Origin of the sequence: Mucilaginibacter sp. P19, assembly GCF_050632265.1 — a bacterium.
GTDB lineage: Bacteria > Bacteroidota > Bacteroidia > Sphingobacteriales > Sphingobacteriaceae > Mucilaginibacter > Mucilaginibacter gossypii.
The window spans coordinates 1,600,747-1,624,219 of the sequence record NZ_CP192586.1 but is presented as its reverse complement, the minus strand read 5'-3'; the positions used below and the strand labels follow the sequence as shown (position 1 = coordinate 1,624,219).

The window sequence follows — 23,473 nt, the reverse complement described above, 5'->3', positions numbered from 1 at the left end:
CATTCATTTATACTGTAATATACCCAATTTAAAACTATTAACAAAATTACCTTTTTTCTTGTTTGCTTTATCATAGCCAAGCAGGATATTTTAATTGGCGCAGGCTTATAAAAGGCTATGTTAATTGAATTTCTCTGAATCTTAAAGCCCGATTAAATCTTTTTTAGGGACTTTAAGATTTACCATGCATATCAAAATCGTGTAAAAAATATACCATTCGTTTTATTTTTTAAATGGGGATTTTGCGATTTTACCCACCACCATTATAGCGCAAGCAATTAAATACCAGCGCATTTCCCAACCAATTTATAATATCTACATCATGACAACATTTGAACACAGAGAGATCAGGGGCATTACCATAAAGAATATGATAGTCACCATAGCCAGCACCATAAGTATTGTTGTTTCGGTAATGACAGGCTACTTCCAATTGAAAGGCGACATTAAAGATATCCGTTCATCGCAGGAAACACAAAGCAGGATCAACGAGATCAGGTTAAAAATACTGGAAGGACAAGTTAATGTATTACAGCAGGAAGTCCGTGGATTAAAAGAGGGGAAGAGATCTTAAATACATTGTTTAAGAGGTGTGCCCAGAACGAGATTCGAACTCGTACATCCTTACGAATGCCACCCCCTCAAGATGGTGCGTCTACCAATTTCGCCACCTGGGCTTTTAAAAAATGTGAGAATCTTTCAATTCTCACATTCTAATTTTTCTTACTTTAAAAAAGGCGTGCCCGAAGAGAGACTCGAACTCTCAAGAGACAATTCTCAACGGCTTCTGAGACCGCAACGTTTACCAATTTCGCCATCCGGGCTTATCGTTTTATTAACAAGCGTGCAAATATAATCGTTTCCGGCAAATTGCAACTTAATAAATTAAAAAATCATTATTATGTCGTTTAACGGCCTTTGAAAATCTAACTTAGGTTTCATAAAACTCTTTATATCAAACGTAATGAAACTAAACCGCATTTTTATTTCAGGTACCCTACTTTTTTCTTTGTGGTTCAATTCTGTCCTGAAAGCACAAACTATTACCGTTTTACAACAGGATAAGCCAACAAGCATCCGTGGTTTATCTGTAGTTGATGATAATACGGCATGGATAAGCGGCAGCAAAGGATACATCGCCAAAACAAACGACGGCGGCAAAACCTGGAGCTGGCAACAAATAAAGGGTTATGAAAAATCCGACTTTCGGGATATTGAAGCTTTCAACGACAAAGAGGCTGTAATCATGAGTTCGGGCACGCCGTCCCTCATCTTGAAAACAATTGATGGCGGACAAACCTGGCATGAAAAATATCGAAAAACGGATACTACCTATTTTTTAGACGCTATGGATTTTGCCGATAACCTTCATGGCTACATCTTGGGCGACCCGATCAACAATAAATTTTTATTGCTGGAAACCAAAGACGGCGGTGAAACCTGGAACGAGTCGAATAATGCCCCAAATGCACTGCCGGGAGAGGCATCGTTTGCCGCAAGTGGCACATGCCTCAGAGTATCGGGCAAAGAGGCGATATACATCGTTTCAGGGGGTAGTAACGCCAGGCTTATTTCCTTACAGCCTCACAATAATCAATGGCAGTATTCAAACCTTCCACTTACACATGGAAAAAGCAGTGAAGGCGCTTTTTCAATATCGATAGGGCAAAATGCCGGTATTATTGTCGGAGGTGATTATGCCAGTGATAAAAAAACAGATTCAGTGGCGACTATCCTGGCGGTTCACCCTGTCCTCACATTTACACCACCCCAAACAGGGCCGGCAGGTTTTCAATCAAGTGTTGAGCACATAAAATCCGGGATATTTCTTTCCACAGGCACGCCCGGGAGTAATATTACTACTGACGGCGGCAAAACATGGAAACAAATAGATAGCACAAGTTTTAATGTTTGCCGCAAGGCAAAACATGGTAAGCTTGTATTATTAGCCGGGAATAGTGGTAAAATAGCCATTCTAAAATTGTAGTTTACTGGTTTTTAACGGCTTAAAAAAACCTTAACATTAATTTAAAAAATAGCTTGCAGGGAATAATTAAGAACCCTATATTTGCACCACTTTAAACGGAAACGGTTAACCGAACCAGGAAGTTGAAAAGTATGATTCCGTAGCTCAGCCGGTAGAGCATAACACTTTTAATGTTGGGGTCCTGGGTTCGAGTCCCAGCGGGATCACAAAGCCTTTGAAAAGAGGCTTTTTTATTTAAAAACAAAAGCTGCCTTTAAACAGCCACGCCTTAGTAAGCGAAAAATTTAAAGAATGATTCCGTAGCTCAGCCGGTAGAGCATAACACTTTTAATGTTGGGGTCCTGGGTTCGAGTCCCAGCGGGATCACGTAAGGCGCAAGAAATTGTGCCTTTTCTTATTTAAACCGTACCCAGCATTGTTTTAACATATAAACGCCCTTCTTCCGTTCAGGCTGAGTTGCGTCGAAACTACTGAACATCTTTTTCGTTATATTGCTCCACAATTAAGCACAACCAATACTAAAAATGACCGGCGGTAACAAGAACGATAGGGTGAATATGAAAACGCTTGCGAAAGAGCTTAACCTTTCAACCGCAACCATATCCAAAGCGCTTCGCGACAGCTATGATATAAGTCCTGAAACCAAACTGAGGGTAATGGAAGCCGCCAGGCGTTTAAATTACGTACCTAACGCTTATGCCAGCAGTCTCCGCAAACAAAGCAGCAATACCATAGCCATCATTATACCCGAAATTGCCGACAGCTTTTTTAGCCAGGCCATTAACGGCATTGAAAGTATTGTCGCGCCAAAAAATATCATGCGCTCATTTACCTTACTCATGATAGCTATGAACGGGAAGCATCCATGTTTAACGACCTGGCCAGCGGACGCGTTGATGGCCTAATTATGTCGGTAGCCAGCAGCACCCAGGATACCGGACATATTAAAACATTACAGGAAACGGGCATTCCCATAGTTTTTTTGATAGGGTGTGCGAGGATATTACTGCAGATAAAATAGTAACCGACGACTATAATAGCGCTTACAACGCAGCCACCCACTTATTGCAAGCCGGATGTAAAAACATCTCACTGGTTACCATCAGCGGTTATCCTACTATTTTAACCGCCCGGGAACAAGGATATCGCAACGCTTTAACTGAAAATGGGTTTGTAGTTAAAGATGCAGAAATAGTAACCTGCGCCAATAAATATACAGAGGAAAACGTAAACATGATCAAAGCGCATTTGGCAACCGTTAAACCCGATGGTATCATAGCTACAGTTGAGCAGCTGGCAACCGCAACTTATCTGGCTTGCGATGAACTAAAACTACAGATCCCTTGTGATGTAAAAGTTGTTTGTTTTACCAATCAAATTACCGCGGCCATACTTAATCCATCGCTTACTACTATTTTACAACCTGCATATGATATGGGAAAGCAAGCAGCGGAAATCCTTTTCGGCCGCTTGTCCGGGCGGCTTAATGAAGCCAAGCAGGAACTGATAATGCCATCGCAATTGATAGCAAGAGCATCAACAGCCAGTTAGAGATTGTTATATATCGTTCTTAAACGTAGGAGACACCACCAGCTTACTTTTTTCTGACGACACTATATTTTTGATATCATCAGCGGATAATGCGGCTTTGAATACTTTCACTCTGTCCATAAAGCCGTGAAACACGCGTTCCGATGGAAACTCTTCGTTTCGGCCTAACGTCCATTTGTTATTTACCGACAGATCAGCGGTTACCTCTAACAGCGTGGTTCCGGCCAAAACACTATCGATATAAACATACAGCGTTTTGCCGTTGCACACGCCGGCTATGTGGTGCCAGTGCTGCTTCCAATCGACAGGAAGGTTTACGGTACAGTCCCCCTGCCCCATCCACCGGCAAAAAAAGTGAGGGTTTTGCTATCCGTCATTTGCAATACATGGTTATCGCCTTTGGTAATGATATCAACCAGACCTTTCTTATTGCCCATCGGGTAAACCCATCCCATCATAGTAATGGATTCATCCATATTGTCCAAAGCTGGTGAGTTTGGGACTTCCACATAAGTACTATCGCTAAATAACAATTTATCATTAGTAGTCGTTACTGAAGATGAAATAACATTTCCGTTGTTATGAAAGCCCGAACTATCAGCAACTATCTTACCACGGACTATCGATGCGAAATCAAGTAATAATGATTCTGTAGCATTTTCATAAACCTTGTAGATAGTTTTCGCCGTATCGACCCTCACATATTCAAATCCGTTTTTGGAAGCTTTTATATGATGACTAATGGTTTTAACTTCACCGGCATCAAGTTTAATATTATCGGTAAAAACAACCGAATCATTCTGGATTACAGGTATAATAAAGGTTTGCTTTAATCCGCCAGTATTTTTTATCCGGTATTTTATTTCCTGGCTTTCATTCAACCTGATCATCGGTTTTACCTCCAGCCCCGATATATTAAAAGCTTGTTCCTGCGGTTTTGCAGGCAGATTCACTTCGACAATCAACGGTAGTGTATTATCAAGCTTCAGTACCGTTTTTCCCACAGGGTAAAGGCGAAACTCAATAGAATCCTGAACAGTTTGTCCCGGCTCAACCAGCCAGTTTTTATAACTATATGGCTTTCCGTTAACCAACAGCTTTACGGTTTTAATGCCCTTGCTACCTGTATTTTTAAGTTTAAACCTTATCACAAGCGGCTCGTCAGGCACTGCATTTTTTTATCGACCGAATAACTCGCTATACTAAAGGCAGTATTTTTTTGTGTGGCCGATAGCTCAATCGGATCTTTATCGGTTGGCCAGTTACCTGGGGCTTTCCCCATATCAAAAGTCATTGCACCACCGTTAACCAACACCGAATGTGTCAGGGCCAATTGTTGCCAGGCTTTGCCATTCACATGCAGAGCCTGTACGTAATTATTTTTTGCAGATGAATTATTACTGTCGATGATGAACTTTTTGCCATTGGGTAAATGAAGCGTTACAGATTTGAACAAAGGCGCACCGATAGCGTAAAGCGGATTACCAGGACATACCGGATATATCCCGAGCGAGCTAAAGACATACCAGCTTGATGTTGAACCGAGGTCATCATTACCGGGCAAACCGCCAGGAGTAGCCTTGAACCTATTGAGCATGATATCTCTCACCCATTTTTGTGTTAACCGTGGCTTGCCGGCCTGGTTAAACAGATAAGGTAAGTGAAAAACAGTTTCGTTATCAAAGAGGATAACATTATTGCGAAGAGCTGAATTCAAACGGGCGGCAAACTGCTCATTGCCGCCGGTCATATTAATCAAGTCTTTACCATTTTGAGGCACAAAGTAGGAATATACCCATTTGTCGCCTTCTTTATAACCCGATGTGCCGGGCTGAAGCTTAAACTCATCTCCATTACGCGGAAGCATAAACAGTCTCGTCCTTATTTAAAAGATTGCGGTAGTTAAAACCTCTGCTTGATAATAACTGATAAGTCGGCTTATCATTCATCACCTTATCTGCGAATTGCGACAGCGCCCAGTCATCATAGGCATACTCAACCGTGCGGGTAACTGACTCGGGCCGGGTAAAGGGGACATAGGCCATTTGGTGATAAACTTCCATGTCTGACTGAACAAATGGCCCGTCAACCAAATCTTTCTTCATAGCCTTATAAGCAAAATCTTTATCAAAGCCCACAATCCCTTTCAAATAGGAATCAACAATAATTGGAACAGCATGGTTGCCCGTCATACTTTCGGTAGGCAGGTGACCGCTTTGCTTGTATACATCCAACATAGACAAGATCACATCCTGTTGCTTTTGCGGATATAACAAAGTGAGCAAAGGATGTAACGACCGGAATGTATCCCATGGAGAAAAAGCTTCATACTGGTTTTGACCTGTTTTTTGATAGACCTTACCATCCGTACCGCGGTAACTGCCATCAGCGTCATCAGCAACCCACGGCAGCAATAATGAATGATAAAGTGCTGTGTAAAACACCCTTTTATTCTGCTCATTATCATCGGTTATATCAACGATTGATAATAGTTTAGCCCATTCCCTATTTATTTTGGCGCGTATCTCGTCAAAACTAAGGCTACCTGTTTCCTGATTGATATTATGCTGTGCCCCGGGGTAACCAACCGATGATTTGCTTAATTGTAAAGTGATAATTGTGGCACCTGCCTGAGCTTTGCTGAAAGTAAACAGCCAGCCGCCTTTAACTTCTTTTTTATCAGTGTACCCTTGGTTAAAGTTTATTACCGCGTTAGCATTTGAAGCATGAAGCACTTTATTTGATACCACCTGAATTTCGCCGGCATTACCGATAAAGATTTGCGGATTAGCGTTCCCATTAAATGTAAAACGGAACATGCCTGTTCTTGCCGTAGCGGTAGCTTCGGCGACAATCTGTTTACCGTCAAAACTTACCTTGTAATAGCCAGGAGCAGCCATTTCATTTCTGTGCGAAAAACGGAGATTTGATTTACCAGGCTCAAAAATATTGTTTCCATTAAATGGCATCACAAAGAAATGTCCGGACGAACCTTCGGGGAAGCCACTCATGTGGCCAAAACAACTGAAATAATAAATTGAGCTATCGGTATAATTATATCCCCTTGCCCCCATTGTCCTTGTTTCTGGACTTAGCTGTACGCTACCCGATGGCGCAACGGCTCCAGGATAACAACCACCATTGTTGCCCCATTTAGTAAGCACATTGCTAAGTGATGTACCAATAAACGGATCAACATATTGTAGATGATTTATTTGCTGGGCATAGAGGTTGCTGCCCAATAATGTAATGATTGAAACTAAACAGATTATCTTCTTCAATTGCGCAATCAATAATTTAAAACACTAATGTAGAGGCGAATAATTGCGTCTCCCTCTTGCAGGGCATTTAACGTGTATACCCTCTCTGTATAGTTGGAGACGCAATTATGCGTCTCTACGTGGATGTTATATTTTTATATAGATCTTTTTCTTATCAAGCAGATATGCCACCAGCCAGCAAAGCATCATATAACAAAGCGCAAACACCAATGTACCAAACGCGCCGGGGAATATTTTTTGATAAAACGCCTGGTTTATCCAGTCGTAAAAACTTAGCTGTGGTTTTACCCAAATGGTTTGGAACACGGTTAACAGCAATTCTGACAGCAGATATATGGCCAGTGAATTGCGCCCGAATATGAGAAAGAAGTTTGTGCTACTCTTTACCTTTTTTATTTCGATGGCGAACACCATAAAACCTAACAGTAAAAGATCAATCCCGATAGTAAGAAGTGTGAATGAGCTTGTCCACAATTTTTTGGCTATAGGGAAAAATTGTGCCCAGAATAATGAAGCAGCTATCAGCAATACCCCACACATGAACAAGCGCGCAATCGACTCATAATTTTTACCCTTACGCTGTATAAACGCTCCGGCCAGGTACCCGCCAATCACATTAACAATAGCCGTCATGGTGCTGAGTAAACCCTCCGGGTCGAAAGCTATGGGGCCGCCTTTATCATGATATAAATGGTTGTTGCCCATCAATACAATATCCAACCGGGTACCTGCGTTGCCAAGCATGGTATACTCTTTACCCGGTTCACCACAAAATATCAGGAATGCCCAGTAGCCAATTAAAAGTAAAACAGATATGATAACGGCCGTTTTTTGCGAGCAGTAATGAACTATCAACGCGCCAAAAAAGTAACACAAAGCAATCCGTTGTAGCACCCCCATAATACGGGTATGGCTTAGCGGATTAAATACCCAGCTACCTGCTTCACGGTGAAAGAACGGGAACCAATACATCAGGTGCCCCAGCAGAAAAATGATCACAGTGCGCTTAAAAATCTTGCCTATAAAAGCGGCATCAGTTTCAAATTTCTTTTTAGAGAAACTAAGCGCGTTGCCTACTGCGAAAAGGAAAGAAGGAAAAACCAGATCGGTAGGTGTAAAACCAATCCAGGGTGCATGATCAAGCGGCGACCATACGTTTGCCCCCGAACCGGGGGCATTAACGATGATCATGAAGCAAATGGTCATACCACGGAAAACATCGAGCGCGGTAAATCTTTCGGTTGTTGCAGCCATTTTTGCAATTATATTAATTAAGGGGTATTGAAATTTCTTTGATTAACCGGCCTGCAGCTCCTTCTGCCACAATACGGGTTTTATTGATACTATTGCCGTCTTCGTCATAAACCACCACCTGGTTTACACCCGGTTTAAGCCAGCATTCGGGGATATAAAGGCTTTTCATATCCAGTTTTTCAGGGTACCTGCCTAAGTTGTGACCATTAACCCAAACGGAGCCATGTCCTAATCCATCGGGATCAAAACGCCAGATGAATGTACTTCCTGCTGATGATGGCAGACTGAAAATGGTGCGATAAAAGGCTGGTACGTTTTTTACTTGCTTAACTGCTTCAAGCTTCGTCCAGCCCTGAACAGCTTGCGCATCACCCGGACCACCTTTTAATTGCCAGTTGATTACCGCTGTGGCATCACCTATGGCATTGATTTTTACAGATTGATCGATGCCCCCTTCATTTGAGTAATTTTCAATAAAAAGGGTAAGATCAACCGGGTGTTTTAAGGTTTCTGCATCAGTAATGTTCACTTCAAATGGCTGGTTCCAGCCGTCATGATGGGCTACTTGTTTACCGTTAATAAATACGGTGGCGTTTTCGTCAACGCTTTTAAACAGCACTGCTAATTTTGAAGTCCCCGCCGGCTGCTGCGGAATAGTTATGTGAAACCAGGCATAACCCTCTTTCAGGTTGAAAACATCATTGCCTATTTTATACTTTTTGTATACCGATGTATCAAACGCCGGTGGTCCTTGTTTTACATCATACTTTTTATTGGCCCTGGTAAAATACCAATCGCTAAGCTCAGAAATAAACGGTCCGCCTTTTTTGATCAACGCGTTACCGAAAAGCCCTTTGCTATCAACCTCATCAATCGGCCCCAGATAGGCGGCCAGCTTATCCCTCCCGTCATGCGCTGCAAAAACAGCTAAGTTATGCTTGCCTTTGGTTAGATTAATCGTTAACTCATTATCGTTCAATTTCCATTTAGCAGCAGGTTTGCCATCAATAAACGCCTGTCCCCTGCCCCCTCCTTTAACCTGCAAGGTATATTTTCCGTTAGATGTTATGTTTAGCGAAGCCCGGTACCAGGCATCGGCAGTTATATCGTCATCCGCTCCCATTGGCTGCGGATCTTTTGATTTGAGCCAGCTGCTGGCATTAACATTTGGAGCAGCATTAACGGACGCGTCTTTATACTGCCAGTTAGTTAGACTGATAGTCCGCGGCTGATTCCCTTCTTGCGCGTCGACACTGAAAGCAATCCCTTTACCATCAGTGTATAACATTATCTTCTGGCCTGCATTTTGTATTAAAGGCGTTTCTGCCGTAACTTTTAATTGTCCATTTTTAACCGATAGATCACCAACATAGTTTAACCCTGTGATGATATAGCTTGTGCCTTCAATGCCAACTATCCACGTTTTATCGGTTAAAGTGTGGTTCATGGCCAAAACCCTTATAGTTTGCGAGCCTGAATTAAAAGTATATTCAACCGGCATTTCGGCAGTAGCAGGCATTTGCTCATCAATTAGCAAATTATTATTGCCGATTTTTACCGAAGCCGATGCTGACAGAAGCTTTCTCTTTAGTATTGAAACGAAGCAACAACTGATCGCCTGCTTCAGCATCAACAATTATAGTCGTCGTATTAACCTGTTTAACAATAGCGAATACACGGGTAAGCGCCCAATCAAGCGTAACTTCATCATTAAGCTTGTAATTGTGCACCAAAGGATAGATCTCTTTAGGCTGCACGCTGATCTTTTTACCCGCAAGCAAACCTTCGTCACCCTTGATATTTAACAATGTACTTACCTTAGATGCTCCCGGATTATCAAGGAATATCAGATCACCAGCCGGGCTTGTACGGGCAGATATTTTAACTGCTGTATCAGCAGCAATGCCTTTGTATATTTCGGAAGCGTTTGTGCTGTTTTCCAATACATCCTGGAAACTGCGGGAGAACCATGAGGCGCGCTTGAAAGTGTAATAAATCGGTCGTAAATCGCCCGCCTGGCCTATACCCGTGCCATAATCGTACGAAGCTGCATCCTCGTCATTATTGGTATAGCCAAAGTTTGAACCACCATGGGCCATATAGTAGTTATAACCGTTACCGCCATGAGCAATGATTTTCCAGGTACGTCTGTCGTAAAGCTCAGCATCTCCCGGCTTGGCTCCATATTGTGAATACCAAACAGTCCAGAACTCTGTAGAGAACCATGGGTTCGGGCGTTTATCATCGTCAAGCTTTCCATCACCTGCAGGGTCACTGGCGTGGTGTAAACCGCTGAAGAAATATGGCACCTGCATACCCATATCCAAAGCTTTTGCCTGAAGATGTTTGAAATAACCATCGGGCATTACGGTTCCCCAACCGTTGGGATGCTCGTTTTCTAACTGAACCAGTATAACCGCTCCTCCTTTATTGATTTGCCTTTGGAACACCACAGGCAAAAGATGATCAAAAAAGCGGTCGACATATTGTTCAAATGGTTTATTGTCTTCACGTACCCGCAGACCTTTTTTAAATTTAAGCCATATCGGGTAGCCACCGTTATCCCATTCGGCGCAATAATACGGGCCAACACGCACAATGGCATATAAACCAAGTTGCTTTACTATGTCCAGAAATTTTCCAAGATCACGGTCCCCGCTGAAGTTAAATTTACCTTCCTGCTCTTCATGAAAATTCCAGATAGTGTAGATCTCGATACAATTAAAACCTGCCCGTTTGATTCTCATCAACCTGTCGTACCAAAGTTCATGCGGTATGCGAGAGTACTCCAATCCGGCTGATACTATAAACGTACGTTTACCCTGAACAATGAAACCTTTACTGTCAAAATCAATATAAGGCTTAGCAACTGCTGTAGTTGGGAAGATATAATCGTTTGAGCCCTGGCTGAGGGCTGATGTAAAAGCGGTTAACAATAGGATAAATGTTAATATGGTATAGCGTATTCTCATGATTTTTCAAAAATCCAGACTTACGCAGTTTTGAAAACTTCGTAAGTCTTTATCTGTATGTTTTTACTCCTGTCATTTCGACGAACTTGTGATGGCCTAAGCGTAGCGTGAGGAGAAATCTTATACGCCATTCCATTAAACTATGCTGTGCCTTGTAGGGCGTATAGGATTTCTCTTTCGTCCCAGTTCTCGATTCCTCCCCTGCTCTATCGAAATGACATCGTTTTTATTAAACTTCTTATCGCGTCCCCAAAATTATCGCATTATACTTCGCAAACAATTGCTTTGATTTTTCAACGGCATCACCTTTTGCAGCATCGGTATAAGCATTATCATGTTTGTTCACCCATTGCCATTCCCAATCTTTCACCTGCTTATCAAAAGCTTCGGCATTAAAGTCAGTTTTGGTTGATAATGACTTATCCAGCAAACCGAAGTACATTACCCAGCGTGGTTTGTAATAGCCTTTGATTAAACCAGCCCATTGACGGTTTGAGTATTCGCGCAGGCCACTTTCTTTGTCACCCCAAAGGGTAACCAGGTCACGGGCGTTAAACTCATACAGGTTTTTCTCTTTATCGGTTACGCCGTTAGCTCTGGCTTCGTTGATCCATTTGCCTAACAGGAAATCTTTACGGGTGCTCAACAAAGCATCCATATCGTCCATCAGTTCCAAGAACTGGCTGCTGTATAATTTAAACTGTTGCTGATCTTTATTTTGATAAGCTTGAGCCATTTTTTGTTGCAGCGGACTTGCATAGTTGGCTAATACTTGCCGTGTTACATCAACCAAATCATACTGAAAGCCATCACTTTGTTTCAGGCTGTCGGCAGCGTTTATAAGTAATGTCCATGCTTTAGCCAGTTGCATGGGATCATAATCCAGTTTGGTAAGCACCCTATCGATATATTTTTTCAACGTTGGCCTTGCCACAATAATCGATTCTGGGCCGCCTTCGGTTAAGCCGCCTGAGTACACCGAATTTAACAGCATGTGCCACGCTTCACCGGCCTGGCTGTTTACCTGCCCGTAACGGCGTTGAGCGTAATTTGCAACCCATTTATCGGCATCAATCGGGTTATCGCGCCAAACGTTTTCCAGCATCAGGGCAAACAGCGCTGGGTTTTGTTCAATACCTTCGGGTGTAACACCAATACCACGCATATTTTTTGATTCGGGATCGTGCAGGGCTATGGCAGGATCGGCAGCTACATGGCGCATACGACCAAACAGGCTGATATTCCCGCCGAAGTTTTGGAGCATACTCCAGATCCACGGTTTGCCGTAATAAGCTTCGGTACGGTTCCAAACCGGGTGGGCATCGCTGTACAGGTCAAGCACTATCATTTGTTCATTAGGTACAGCGTTAAGCAAAGCTTTAATTTGTTGCGGCTGCCAAAATTTGTTATTATAATGGAACATCCAGCCCTGCATTACCCAGATTGCTTTAGGATCAGCAGCGGCCATGGAGTTGAATACCTTTTTACTCATGCCATCCAGGTAGGTTGAATCGTTTGTTGGCGGCACGTTTTCATTAAAAGTATCGGCCGAGTACAGGTGGTCGGTACCAAACTCTTTAGTTTGTGCTTCTATATATTTTTTACCGATGGTTTCAAACATCGGATCGTCGGGGTCAAGTATAAATACATCGGGAAAACCGGCATCCCAGTTGGTTCTTTTAATCTTGGCACCGGGGAATTTGTCTTTAAATGATGGCGGCACGTGGCCGGTGAATGACGACAGAACAGGTGTCATCCCAAATGAGCGTTCACGCTCCAAAATCTTTTTCTGTAATGCCTTGTGCGAGTCCATCCAATGCTGTGGCAGCGGGCCGCCCCAGGCGTCGATATTCCCCATCCAGAACCATGAAAAATAAGCGGGGCCACTAAAAAATTCATCCAGTTGTTTATCGGTAAAGCCCATTTCTTTATAAACAGTTTGCCAAATGGCTTCTTCACCTGTTATAGCCAGCGGCAGGTTAATACCGTTCAAAGCCATCCAATCAATTTCTTTTTGCCAGCGTTCCCAATCCCACCAGGCCATGGTGTAATTAAACGTGCAATAGTTTAAATAGTAGCGATATTGATAAGGCGTGGTTTTATGGATAATACCTTTAACCACAGGCAGGGTAGCAGGCAAATTAAGATTAGTGCCATTCCAGCCGATATCGCAAAAGCAATAATTTTTAAGATAGTAGTTTAATGCTGATGCTATTGAAAGTCCATTGTTACCCCTCAACACAATTTTACCGTTGCGGCTTTCCAACTCAAACGCATCTTTGCCGTTTTGTTGGGGGATAGCCTCAACAGCAAACAAATTACTTTTGCCGGCAATTACTCTTTCAATAAAATCGTACGAGGCTTTCTGATCAACCTGGGCATTGGCTTTAAAACCCAATGAAATAATAGCAACAACAAGTAAGCACTTTCTCATCAACAGATAGTTAAACGCTGGAAATAAATACCGGCAACAGAAGGCTCTCTCCTATTGCCGGTATGAGGATATCATTATTTAAAATTAGGGTTCTGCACCAACACACCTTTACTCTTATCAATCTCAACCTGCGGGATTGGGAAATAATAGTTTTTAGGGCGAACAAAGGTTACCGTTTTGTTTTGATCAAGCGGAGCTTTGGAAACAGCCAGATTATAAATAGCAGCTATATCCACAATTTTGGCTTTGTCCCAACGCATCAAATCCTGGTGACGTTGGTCTTCACCAGCCAGCTCAACACGGCGCTCATGGATCAGCTCTTTCATACCTGCTCCGGAAACCGGCTTTAACAACGGAGATGCACGATGCCTGATCTGATTGATCAAAGCGTCACCAGCTCCGGCACCTTGTGTACGGATCAAGGCTTCGGCAACTAATAAATAAATATCCGCAGAACGCATTAGAGGCACAGCATAACTGTGGTCAACTCCGCCGCCATCAGCTTCAGTATTAAATACAGCGTACTTTTTAAATGCATAACCAGTAGCAGAAAGATCGGCGGTAAACGTTGTCAAGCCCTTGCCATCACCCAGATCAACCTTGTCGCCAACGCTTAATAAAGTAGCCTGTTTACGTGGATCACCTGCCTCAAACTCATTGGCAAGTCCCTGTAATGGCTGACTAAAGCCATAACCATTCCATGATCTTGGAATGTAATAAACTGTAAAGTCATTTTGCACAACGGTTTGTACAGCCTGGATCGAAAAAAGCAACTCGGTGCTGGTTTCATTAGCGCGGGTAAAATTATCGGCGTAGTTAGCAGCCAACGCGTAATGTGAATTGGAAATCACTTTTTGACCGGTTGCAATTGCCTCAGGAAGTTTTTCCCAATACATGTAAAGCTTGGTTAATAAGCCCAATGCAGTTCCTTTGCTTACACGGCCGCGGTCGGCAGAGCCATAGCTTTCAGGCAAAAGATCCACCGCTTTCAACAAGTCCGACTCGATCTGTTTTCGTACTTCTTCAATTGGCGATTTTGGAACATTAAAAGTTTGTTTTGAGTAATCATCTTCGGTAATGATAGGTACATCGCCATGAATGATCATTAAACGCCAGTAGCCAAAGGCACGTAAAAAATAAGCTTCGCCCATACTCCGATTTTTAATATCGGTAGATATTGCGGTGATCTTTGGGATGTTAATGATGCAATTGGTTGCCCGGTTAATGGTTTCATACCTCCATTTCCATGGATACCTGATGGCAGCATTTGAAGCATCATAAGTTAAGTTCTCAATGCCCTCATCTTCGCTATGATCACCTGAACGCCAGTAATCGTCAGATGGAACATCAAATGTAGCCTCCGCGTGGCCAACATAATCCTCTTCTTCCAAAAGGCTATAAATACCGGAAACCGCATTTACAGCATCAACTTCGTTCCTGAAATAATTATCTGAGGTATAAACCCCTTGTTGTTTAAGGTCAAGTGCTTTTTTACAGGCGCTGTTGAGTAACGCCAGCCCTATAACCATATATATTGTAATTTTCGATTTCATGATTTTAAAGTTTAGCAGTTATACCGAATGTAATTGTACGTACCGTAGGATACTGGGCCACATCAACCCCACGCTGCAGGTTGCCGTTAGTATAACCAAGCTCAGGCGTGTATCCCTTATAATTGGTTATAAAAAATATGTTTTGACCTGATGCATATAACCTTACGCTTTTCAGTGTTGCTTTTTTAGCCCAGCTTGCAGGTAAAGTATAACCTAAAGTGGCGTTTTTGAGGGCAAAGTAATTCCCGCTTTCGACAAACAAGTCGGATGTGCGATAATTGTCGTTAGCACGATCTAATGACATACGCGGGATCGAGTTGCTTGTGCCCGCCCCTGTCCAGCGGTTCATGTCTTCGGCATAAAGATTAAACGGATAGGTTGGATCAATACCTTGCATCCTATCGGCATTATAAAGGCTTACACCAAATACGCCGGTAAAGTTTGCTGCAAAATCAAAACCTTTGTATGAAAGACTGCCTTGCAAACCAACTGTAGCATTAGGATTTGGATTGCCCAAATTGGTGCGGTCATTACCATCAATCTGGCCATCGCCATTTAAATCCAGAAAGCGCACATCGCCGGGTTTGATATTAGCCTTACGCGAATCATTTTTAAGCGCCGGATCGTTATCAATTTCTGCCTGGGTTTGGTAAAGGCCATTTGTTTTCCATCCGTAAAAAGAAGCTATCGGCTGACCCTGATATGTTCTTGAGATTTCCTGGCTTGAACGCCCGTAAACTGTCGAACCAATGAAAGTGCCTTCTCCATTAAGTTTAGTTACCTTATTTTTGATAAACGAAGCATTGGCACCGAATGAATATTTTAGTTTATCGCCGCCTTGATAGTTAATTTCAACTTCGACACCTTTGTTATTCATTGTACCGATGTTTTGATTTGGAATAGCTACCGAACCCGCTGAACCTACTACCGGCGGTGATATCAACATATCTTTAGTATTCTTATTGAAATACGTAAGTGTGGTATTTAACTGGTTATTCAGGAAACCAGCATCAAGGGTAATGTTGGTCATAGCAGTACGCTCCCAAGTAATATCCGGATTTGCAATACTTGTAACAGCTGCACCACTTACTCCCGTGCCACCAAAGGCATAACCACCATTTTCATAAGTACTGCCAATTTTGATCAAGCTTAGATACTGAAAAGGCAGTACATTTTGATTACCCAACTCACCATAACCACCCGTCAATTTCAAGTTATTAACCCAGGTGATATTTTTCATGAATTTTTCACTGGTAATTCTCCAGCCCAAGGAAAATGCAGGAAAGTACCCCCACTGTTTGCCGGGCGCAAATTTGGAAGAACCGTCTGCACGAAAAGTAACGGTTGCCAGGTACCTGCTGTCAAAATCATAAAATAACCTTGCAAAGCCCGACTGTAATGAAGATGGCTGAGGCAAGATATTTGAATTGAATTGGCCATTGCCCTGGTTAAGCACCCGTTGATCGGGATCGGTATCGTCATAACCAACCCTTTGAGCGTTAAAACCGTAATCTTTAAAGTTTTGATAAGAATAACCACCTGTAAAAGTTACGTGATTTTTGCCAAACACCTTATCATACGTAAGAAAAGATTCAAGCAACTGTGACGATACTTCCTCTTCAGATTGGGTTAAAGTAGAATTTGGATTTGGCCTTGTTTGATTATTATCTGCGATACTAAAATTATAATTGCGGATAAATGTACCGTCAAAGGCATAGTTAACTTTCAATTTCAGCTCCTTTAAAAAGGTAATTTCAGCAAACGCGTTGGCCAATGCCCTGTACTTTTTAGTGTACCTGTCGGCCATTTGGATAGTAGCATAGGGACTGTTGATATCACCCAACTGATTAGCAAAAGCCTTTGATGTACCGTAAGTACCATCAGGATTTACCAGTGGTATAGCCGGGTTAAAACGCAGAGCCGAAAATATCAAACCTGTTTGCGAATTATTGTTATCAAAGCCATTGTTATTACCGTAGGTCAGTTGAACGTTCTCTCCCAGCTTTAACCACGAAGTTATCTTATGCTCGGAATTGATACGTGTACTGTATCGTTTGAAGTTGGTTTTATCAATAATACCATCCTCATTATAAATAGAGCTTGAAAAGTAATAGTTTGAAGCATCGTTACCGCCTTGAATACTAACATCGCCATTGGTTACATGTCCGGTACCCATAATAGCCCTTTGCCAGTCGGTTCTTTGTGTAGCATAATAACTATCATCCCATGGCGCGTCAATAGCAACACCATCATTGGTATAACGCTCTCTTTTTAGCTGATAAAGCTGTGGAGCAGTTAACAGGCTAAGATATTTAGTTGTGTTAGAAAAACCACTGTAGAAATTAAATGCTGTTGCAAGCTTTTGATTATAGGTACCTCTTTTTGTGGTTACCAAAACTACACCGTTTGCAGCACGGGTACCGTAAATAGCGCTTGATGAAGCATCTTTCAAAATGTCAACGCTGGCAATATCATTAGGGTTAATGTCACTTAACGCGTCAGGGTTACTGGTAGGTACACCGTCAATTACAATTAACGGATTGGCATCATTCACTGTACCTGTTCCACGGATCCTGATGCTCGGCGCAGCGCCAGGTGAACCATCGTTACGAACAATACTTACACCACTTGCACGACCATCTAAAGCCTGAGCCGCTGTACTAACAGGCAAGTTTTGAATATCCGATCCTTTAACGCTTGCTACTGCACCCGTAACATCAACCTTTTTGCTGGTACCATAACCAACAACCACAACTTCGGTCAAGGCAGATGGCAAGGCAACCAGGGTGATATTTAAAGTTTGGCTTCCGGTTATTGTAACAACCTTCTTTTCATACCCGATATAAGAGATTTCCAACACACCGTTTACAGGGGCATCGATACTGAAATTACCATTTGCATCGGTAGTGGTGCCCTGGTTAGTCCCTTGAAGCCTAATGTTTACACCAATAAGCGGTTCGCCTTTGGCATCAACAACTTTTCCTTTTATAAGGGCAAGGCTTTTGGCATCCTCCTGGTTGGCGATGATCACTACATGATCATCATTCATTTTGTAGGAAAGCTTATCATCAATAATAACGGCAAGCAGCTCATCAATTGTTGCGTCTTTTACATCCACATCAACCCTGCCCAACTTTTTAATACTGGCATAGTTGTAAAAGAAACGGTAATCACTTTGTTTTTGAATTTTGGTAAGGACACTACTTACTTCGGCCTGCTTTAGGTTAAGTGTAAATTTCTGCTGTGAGTACACTTTTGCAGAAACTTGCACACAGGTAACCATGACCAATAAAAATACTGCTTTCATCAGCAAAATAACTTTGAGACACACGGGCGCGCCACGAAGCGGGAACACCCTTCTTGTTTTTTTCATTACATTTGTTTTGAAAATAAATGGATGGAGTAAGTGCTGTGTTACAATAGCTTACTCCGTTAATAAAATCCTATTTGTTTGCGGGGAGGAGTGGCAGCTCTTCCCTTGTTTATTTGAGGATGTTTCAGGAATCTGACAGGTAAGTTTTCAATATCATAAGCTGTTAATTAGTGGTTAGTTAGTTTATTTTGTTTTTATTTATCTTTCTTTGACAGATAAACCGTTTGTCCATCAACCCTGAAATTGAACGGTGTGGTCAATTCAATAATGCCCAAAGCCTCCTTCAACGTCTCTTTATCAAGTAACCCGCTTATCTGCTCGGTACGAAGCGCCCGATCTTCAAACACAACCTGCACGTTGTATTTGCGTTCAATTTGAGCAGCCACATCTTCAAACATTTCGTTGGTGAACAGGATGCGGTTATCAACCCAGGCTGTTTCTTTCACTTCGTTCGGCTTAACATCAGGCAGTTCGGTTACCTGGTATTCAATTTTTCCCTCTTTGGGTTTTACACTTTGTGGTTCCCGGTTATTAATAACAATCAGCTTTTCGTTAGGCAACAGGATGATCTTTTTCTCGGGATTGTTTTTTAATTCAACCTGTACTTTACCTTTTAGCAATGTTGTTTCTACAGTTTTATCGTTATTGTAGGCTTTTACGTTAAAAACGGTTCCCAATACCTTTACAACAAGTCTGGCAGTATGTACCAGAAAAGGTCTCTTAGAATTTTTAGTTACCTCAAAAAAACCTTCGCCGGTAAGGCTTACATCCCGGCTGTTTTTCTCAAAAGCCTCGGGGTACGAAAAAGTACTGCCCGCATTTAGCGTAACCTGTGTCCCATCGGGCAATTTGAGCTTTTCGGTTTTACCATAAGGCACATGAATTTCATGTAATATATTTTCGACGGTTAAAGTATCCTGCTGTGCCGCTCTGTTATAAAATAAAACTCCCGTAGTAACAAGCACCAGTACCGCTGCAGCAACCCATTGCCACCTGAACATTGGTTTTATCTTAGTATCATTCGCCGAATTTTCGTTCAAGTTTTTAATTCGGTTCCAGATTTCCTCCAGGTTTCCGTTAATCTCTTCTGGTTTTGTTTCTGTTGCTTCAGTGCCGTTTCCTTTTAAAGCATTGGTAACATTATACGTTTTTTTATAGTCGGGAAATTGTTCAAGAAACATGTCGAGTTCGGTCAATTCTTCAGCACTGGCAGTTTTGCCCATGCTTTTGGCCATTAACTCAATAAACCTGGATTTGCTCATAGTAATTGGTATTCTGCATTAAGGACACGGCAGTTCCCGGTTTTTCCTAAAAGAAATTAAAATATTTTTTTGAGGGGGATTAACCTATTTATTCCCCAGCGCCTCGTCAAGTTTTTTCAGGGCGATAGCCAGTTGCGCAAAAACCGTTTTGTTCGACAGGCCAAGGATATCGGCTACCTCATTGCAGGAGAGATCATCCTCTTTAACCATTTTAAAAATGAGCTTACAACGGGGCGGCAAACTGTTTACAGCGTTTAAAACTCCGGCCTGCAGCTCTTTGCTGATGAGCAATTGCGCGGGATCAACCGATAAATGAAAATAATAGGTTTCGGCAAGTTGAGCATCGCGGTTTCTTTTTGAGGTGTTGCTTCGGATATGGTTAAGACAGGCATTTTTTATAGCCACATAAAAGTATACTTTAGGGTTCGAGATCTTGTTAAGCTTGTGGCGGCCTGTCCAGATATTTACAAAAAGGTCATTGATGATCTCTTCGCAAGCTTCCTTATCGCCCAAAAAGGACCAGGCAAACTGATTAAGATTATTGATCAGCAGCTTATACAATTCATTAAAGGCAGATTCATCATTGTTGTAATGAATAGAATCTATAAGTTCTTTAATCTCCAATGTTGAGCGGCTTGCTTTTAACGGGAACAGTTAACTGAAATAATGTACAATTTTAAGTAAAAAATCTTGATCCAAACTATTTTAGGTTGATTTAGAAAACCTGTAAAAGAATTAATCTGTCTACGATATTCTTTTATTTGACATTGGTTTTTCATGTTTCCAAATGTCTGATTCAGGAAGGCAAATGCCCGGTTTAACTATAAATTTATAATTCAACAGCCCGGGTGATTATATCTTAGCCCTCAAAAACGTAAAATAATTAAAGTGTTTGGTCAAAACAGATTAACATTAGCTTCCCTTTCAGCATCATGAAGGTGGATTTGGCTCACAGGCCGTAATTAACTCTATATTTGCCCGGCAACTGTCCGTATTTCCGTAAACCCGTTTACAGTAAATGAAAAATAACACTACATTTAAAATTTCCCCCGGAATTATATGGAGCAGTTCAATTTTCCTTGGCCTGCTGGCCTCTGTTCCCCAAATAGCCGAACGCCATTTTAAACCCGCTGAAGCGGCAGTGAATTCGGCTGTTACCGCTTCTTTTTCACTGTTTGTATGGTACTATAATATCTATACGCTGCCAAAGCAATCGGGCAATAAACAACTGAATAAAAGCATCTCGTATTCCCGGCTTCTTACAACACTGCTGATAGGTATGGGGGTAATGCTGGCCTTAGCCTACATACAGCAACTGATATTAACGCATTTAAATTTCGGCCCGGTAATGCTGATGATTGAGGTAAGGGGTATACTTATTAACCTCGTATTTTATATGCTTATAAACCTGTTGTACCAAAACTACCAAAACCAGCAGGTTAACGTTGAGCTGGAACGCATCAAGGCCGATAACCTTGGCGCACAATATGAACTGTTGAAACAGCAGATCAACCCGCATTTCCTGTTTAACAGTCTCAATACCCTAAAGGCGATGGTTGAGACCAATGACCAACACTCGGTAGATTTCATCCTTAAACTTTCAAATTTTTATCGTTTTACGCTTGAAAGCCGCAGGTTAGACCTTATTCATTTATCCGAAGAACTGGAAATTGTAGAAGCTTACAATTTTTTACTTAAAGCCAGGTTTGAAGACGGTTTTATTTTCACTAATACTATACATGAACAATATCGCGGTACGCTAATCCCCCCATTCACGCTGCAGCTATTGATAGAAAACTGTATTAAACACAATGTGGTATCGCTGGATCATCCGTTGCATATTAAGCTTTATGCTGAAGGTGAAAACATCGTTATGGAAAACGAAATAAAACCAAAGCGTTTTGAAGAACCATCAACAGGTGTTGGACTTAAGAACATTAATCTACGCTACGATCACCTGCTTGATAAACACATAGAGATCATATCTGAAGATAAAATATTCAAAGTTAAACTACCTATTATACATGAACATTATCATAATTGAAGACGAACTAAAAGCGGCCCGCTCGCTTGAAGGTATCATATTAGAATTAAGGCCGCACTCAAAAATAATTGCGAAGCTTCAGAGCGTTGAAAGCTCGGTTGCCTATCTTTCAGAGAACAGGCAGCCCGATCTTATTTTTATGGATATCCAGCTTTCGGATGGGTTGTGTTTTGAGATCTTTAAATTGGTAAAGGTGTACTGCCCTATTATTTTCTGCACTGCGTTTGATGAATATTCGTTAGAGGCATTTAAGGCCAACAGCGTTGATTATGTGCTCAAGCCTTTCTCAAAAACAGATATTGCCGATGCTTTTAAAAAGGTAGATGAACTGCGAAATTTCTTTCAGCAAGGCTCGCAGCCGGATATCAGCAGCCTGTTATCGCAGATTACTCCTCCGGCAGGTAAAAAAGCTTCCTGGTATTTAAAAACAATAAGTACATCACGATAGCTACCAATGATATCGCTTTCTTTTACATCCGTAACGAATTGTCGACCATCATGACTTTTGATCAGCAGGAATATGTGGTTAACCAGTCGCTTGATCAGATCAGCGGTCAGCTCTCGCAGGAGCAGTTCTTCAGGCTCAACAGGCAATACATAGTTAACTTCAGTGCGATAAAAGAGGTGGAGCATTATTTTATGCGTAAGCTGTTTGTGAAACTAACCATTCCAACTCCCGAGAAATTACTCATCAATAAAGAAAAAGCGCCGGTATTTTTAAGCTGGCTCGAGAATAGATAGTTTTAAGTCCGATGTCTTGAGTCTTAAGTCCTAAGTAAAACGATTTCTGACTCAAGACTTTCGACTTAACAAATGCCCAACTGAACTGTAGATATGTCTGGTTGGGCTTTTTTATGCTGTTTCTGCGGCTATTTAGGGTATAATTTTGAAGTAAATAAAAAATCAAGAAATATGAAAACCTTAAAAATTTTTAGCTTTTGCGTTGGTACCGTGGCACTGGCACTCGCTACAGCAGCTTACGCTAATCGTAAAATAAATGCCCCTAAAACTGAAAACGCCGCTACTCCCGAAAAAGGTTTTGCTTTGGTAGAATTGTTTACTTCAGAGGGATGTTCAAGTTGTCCTCCTGCTGATGAATTGCTGGCGAGGATCCAAAAAGACTCAGAGGACAAACCCGTTTACATATTGGCTTACCATGTGGACTATTGGAATAACCTCGGCTGGAAAGATGCATTCAGCAATGCCATGTTTTCAAAACGCCAAAAAGAATATAGCTACCATTTAAATGCCCAGGTTTATACACCCCAAGTTATAGTTAATGGTAAAACTGAGATGGTTGGCTCGGATGAGCCGGCACTTCGTGAAGCGATTTCGAATGCACTAACAACCACACAAGCCGCTCAGGTTTCCTTAAAAGCACAACAAACCGGCGATAAGCTTGCTGTAAATTACGAACTATCGGGCAACACTGATAACCAACAATTGCTGATAGCCATTGTACAAAAAACAGCCATCAGCAAAGTTGCCCGCGGCGAAAACGAAGGCAGAACCTTATCACACGCCCAAATTGTACGCGACTTAAAAACAGTTGCCCTAAGCCAGGTAAAAACAAGCCAAACCATTATTAGCGTTCCTAAAGAATTTAACCAGCAAGAATGGGAAGTAGTAGGCTTTATACAAAACAAAGATAATGGTGAGGTTTTAACCGCAACAAAAGCAGTTTTAACCAATGAAGCTGTAGCCAAAATATAACAACTATAAATTCAAAAATCATGAGCAAGTTGAAACAAGGCCGGTTATT

General features: G+C 41.8%; 20 protein-coding genes and 4 tRNA genes. 10 read left to right on the top strand and 14 right to left on the bottom strand.

Annotated features, from left to right (window positions below; all coding sequences use genetic code 11):
• The first annotated feature begins 322 nt into the window (after positions 1-322).
• A complete protein-coding gene (locus ACQ86K_RS07600) occupies positions 323-574 on the top strand; it encodes a hypothetical protein (RefSeq protein ID WP_431200107.1) in 252 nt (83 codons plus the stop codon).
• A 19-nt stretch (positions 575-593) separates the two neighbouring features.
• Here ACQ86K_RS07600 and ACQ86K_RS07595 read toward each other — a convergent pair.
• Positions 594-677, bottom strand: a tRNA-Leu gene (locus ACQ86K_RS07595).
• A gap of 63 nt (positions 678-740) precedes the next feature.
• Positions 741-824, bottom strand: a tRNA-Leu gene (locus tag ACQ86K_RS07590).
• Positions 825-964: 140 nt separating this feature from the next.
• On the opposite strand from ACQ86K_RS07590, the gene ACQ86K_RS07585 reads away from it, so the two are divergent.
• The 5 genes from ACQ86K_RS07585 to ACQ86K_RS07565 all read left to right on the top strand — a co-directional run bounded on the left by ACQ86K_RS07585 (position 965) and on the right by ACQ86K_RS07565 (position 3,538).
• Complete coding sequence (locus ACQ86K_RS07585) at positions 965-1,987, top strand: WD40/YVTN/BNR-like repeat-containing protein (RefSeq protein WP_431200106.1); 1,023 nt, start codon at positions 965-967, stop codon at positions 1,985-1,987.
• A 133-nt stretch (positions 1,988-2,120) separates the two neighbouring features.
• Positions 2,121-2,193 (top strand) — tRNA-Lys (locus tag ACQ86K_RS07580).
• Between the two features lie 87 nt (positions 2,194-2,280).
• Positions 2,281-2,353 (top strand) — tRNA-Lys (locus ACQ86K_RS07575).
• Between the two features lie 158 nt (positions 2,354-2,511).
• Entirely contained in the window at positions 2,512-2,892 is a 381-nt protein-coding gene (locus ACQ86K_RS07570; protein WP_431200105.1) for a LacI family DNA-binding transcriptional regulator, read from the top strand.
• Positions 2,893-2,977: 85 nt separating this feature from the next.
• Entirely contained in the window at positions 2,978-3,538 is a 561-nt protein-coding gene (locus ACQ86K_RS07565; protein WP_431200104.1) for a LacI family DNA-binding transcriptional regulator, read from the top strand.
• Between the two features lie 6 nt (positions 3,539-3,544).
• On the opposite strand, the gene ACQ86K_RS07560 is transcribed toward ACQ86K_RS07565, so the two are convergent.
• The 12 genes from ACQ86K_RS07560 to ACQ86K_RS07505 form a co-directional block, all read right to left on the bottom strand.
• Entirely contained in the window at positions 3,545-3,877 is a 333-nt protein-coding gene (locus ACQ86K_RS07560; RefSeq protein WP_431200103.1) for a LamG-like jellyroll fold domain-containing protein, read from the bottom strand.
• Entirely contained in the window at positions 3,853-4,707 is an 855-nt protein-coding gene (locus ACQ86K_RS07555) for a hypothetical protein (protein ID WP_431200102.1), read from the bottom strand. Before ACQ86K_RS07555 ends, ACQ86K_RS07560 begins: the two co-directional genes overlap by 25 nt.
• Positions 4,686-5,405: a glycoside hydrolase domain-containing protein gene (locus ACQ86K_RS07550; RefSeq protein WP_431200101.1), complete on the bottom strand. Its 720-nt coding sequence runs from the start codon at positions 5,403-5,405 to the stop codon at positions 4,686-4,688. Before ACQ86K_RS07550 ends, ACQ86K_RS07555 begins: the two co-directional genes overlap by 22 nt.
• A complete protein-coding gene (locus ACQ86K_RS07545; protein WP_431200100.1) occupies positions 5,392-6,819 on the bottom strand; it encodes a glycoside hydrolase domain-containing protein in 1,428 nt (475 codons plus the stop codon). The genes ACQ86K_RS07550 and ACQ86K_RS07545 overlap by 14 nt, the downstream gene beginning before the upstream one ends.
• A gap of 126 nt (positions 6,820-6,945) precedes the next feature.
• The gene (locus ACQ86K_RS07540) at positions 6,946-8,073 is read right to left on the bottom strand and encodes an acyltransferase family protein (RefSeq protein WP_091163152.1); all 1,128 of its coding nucleotides are present in this window, start codon (positions 8,071-8,073) and stop codon (positions 6,946-6,948) included.
• Positions 8,074-8,086: 13 nt separating this feature from the next.
• On the bottom strand, positions 8,087-9,592 hold the full coding sequence (locus ACQ86K_RS07535; protein ID WP_431200099.1) for a hypothetical protein: 1,506 nt from the start codon (positions 9,590-9,592) through the stop codon (positions 8,087-8,089).
• A gap of 22 nt (positions 9,593-9,614) precedes the next feature.
• Positions 9,615-11,045, bottom strand: a complete 1,431-nt coding sequence (locus ACQ86K_RS07530; RefSeq protein ID WP_431200098.1) for a beta-galactosidase — start codon at positions 11,043-11,045, stop codon at positions 9,615-9,617.
• Positions 11,046-11,283: 238 nt separating this feature from the next.
• On the bottom strand, positions 11,284-13,479 hold the full coding sequence (locus tag ACQ86K_RS07525; RefSeq protein ID WP_091163150.1) for an alpha-N-acetylglucosaminidase: 2,196 nt from the start codon (positions 13,477-13,479) through the stop codon (positions 11,284-11,286).
• A 74-nt stretch (positions 13,480-13,553) separates the two neighbouring features.
• A complete protein-coding gene (locus ACQ86K_RS07520; RefSeq protein ID WP_091163149.1) occupies positions 13,554-15,032 on the bottom strand; it encodes a RagB/SusD family nutrient uptake outer membrane protein in 1,479 nt (492 codons plus the stop codon).
• Between the two features lie 4 nt (positions 15,033-15,036).
• On the bottom strand, positions 15,037-18,405 hold the full coding sequence (locus ACQ86K_RS07515; protein ID WP_091163148.1) for a TonB-dependent receptor: 3,369 nt from the start codon (positions 18,403-18,405) through the stop codon (positions 15,037-15,039).
• 194 nt (positions 18,406-18,599) lie between these two features.
• Positions 18,600-19,667, bottom strand: coding sequence for a FecR family protein (locus ACQ86K_RS07510; protein WP_091163147.1), 1,068 nt, complete (start codon positions 19,665-19,667; stop codon positions 18,600-18,602).
• Positions 19,668-19,751: 84 nt separating this feature from the next.
• Positions 19,752-20,291, bottom strand: coding sequence for an RNA polymerase sigma-70 factor (locus tag ACQ86K_RS07505; protein ID WP_175489876.1), 540 nt, complete (start codon positions 20,289-20,291; stop codon positions 19,752-19,754).
• A gap of 394 nt (positions 20,292-20,685) precedes the next feature.
• On the opposite strand from ACQ86K_RS07505, the gene ACQ86K_RS07500 reads away from it, so the two are divergent.
• The 4 genes from ACQ86K_RS07500 to ACQ86K_RS07485 all read left to right on the top strand — a co-directional run bounded on the left by ACQ86K_RS07500 (position 20,686) and on the right by ACQ86K_RS07485 (position 23,424).
• Complete coding sequence (locus ACQ86K_RS07500) at positions 20,686-21,711, top strand: sensor histidine kinase (protein WP_091163146.1); 1,026 nt, start codon at positions 20,686-20,688, stop codon at positions 21,709-21,711.
• On the top strand, positions 21,692-22,159 hold the full coding sequence (locus ACQ86K_RS07495; RefSeq protein WP_431200097.1) for a LytR/AlgR family response regulator transcription factor: 468 nt from the start codon (positions 21,692-21,694) through the stop codon (positions 22,157-22,159). Before ACQ86K_RS07500 ends, ACQ86K_RS07495 begins: the two co-directional genes overlap by 20 nt.
• A 38-nt stretch (positions 22,160-22,197) precedes the next feature.
• Positions 22,198-22,452: a LytTR family transcriptional regulator DNA-binding domain-containing protein gene (locus ACQ86K_RS07490; protein ID WP_431200096.1), complete on the top strand. Its 255-nt coding sequence runs from the start codon at positions 22,198-22,200 to the stop codon at positions 22,450-22,452.
• A gap of 171 nt (positions 22,453-22,623) precedes the next feature.
• Positions 22,624-23,424 (top strand): DUF1223 domain-containing protein, encoded by an 801-nt coding sequence (locus tag ACQ86K_RS07485; RefSeq protein WP_091163144.1) that lies wholly within the window; start codon positions 22,624-22,626, stop codon positions 23,422-23,424.
• Positions 23,425-23,473: the final 49 nt, after the last annotated feature.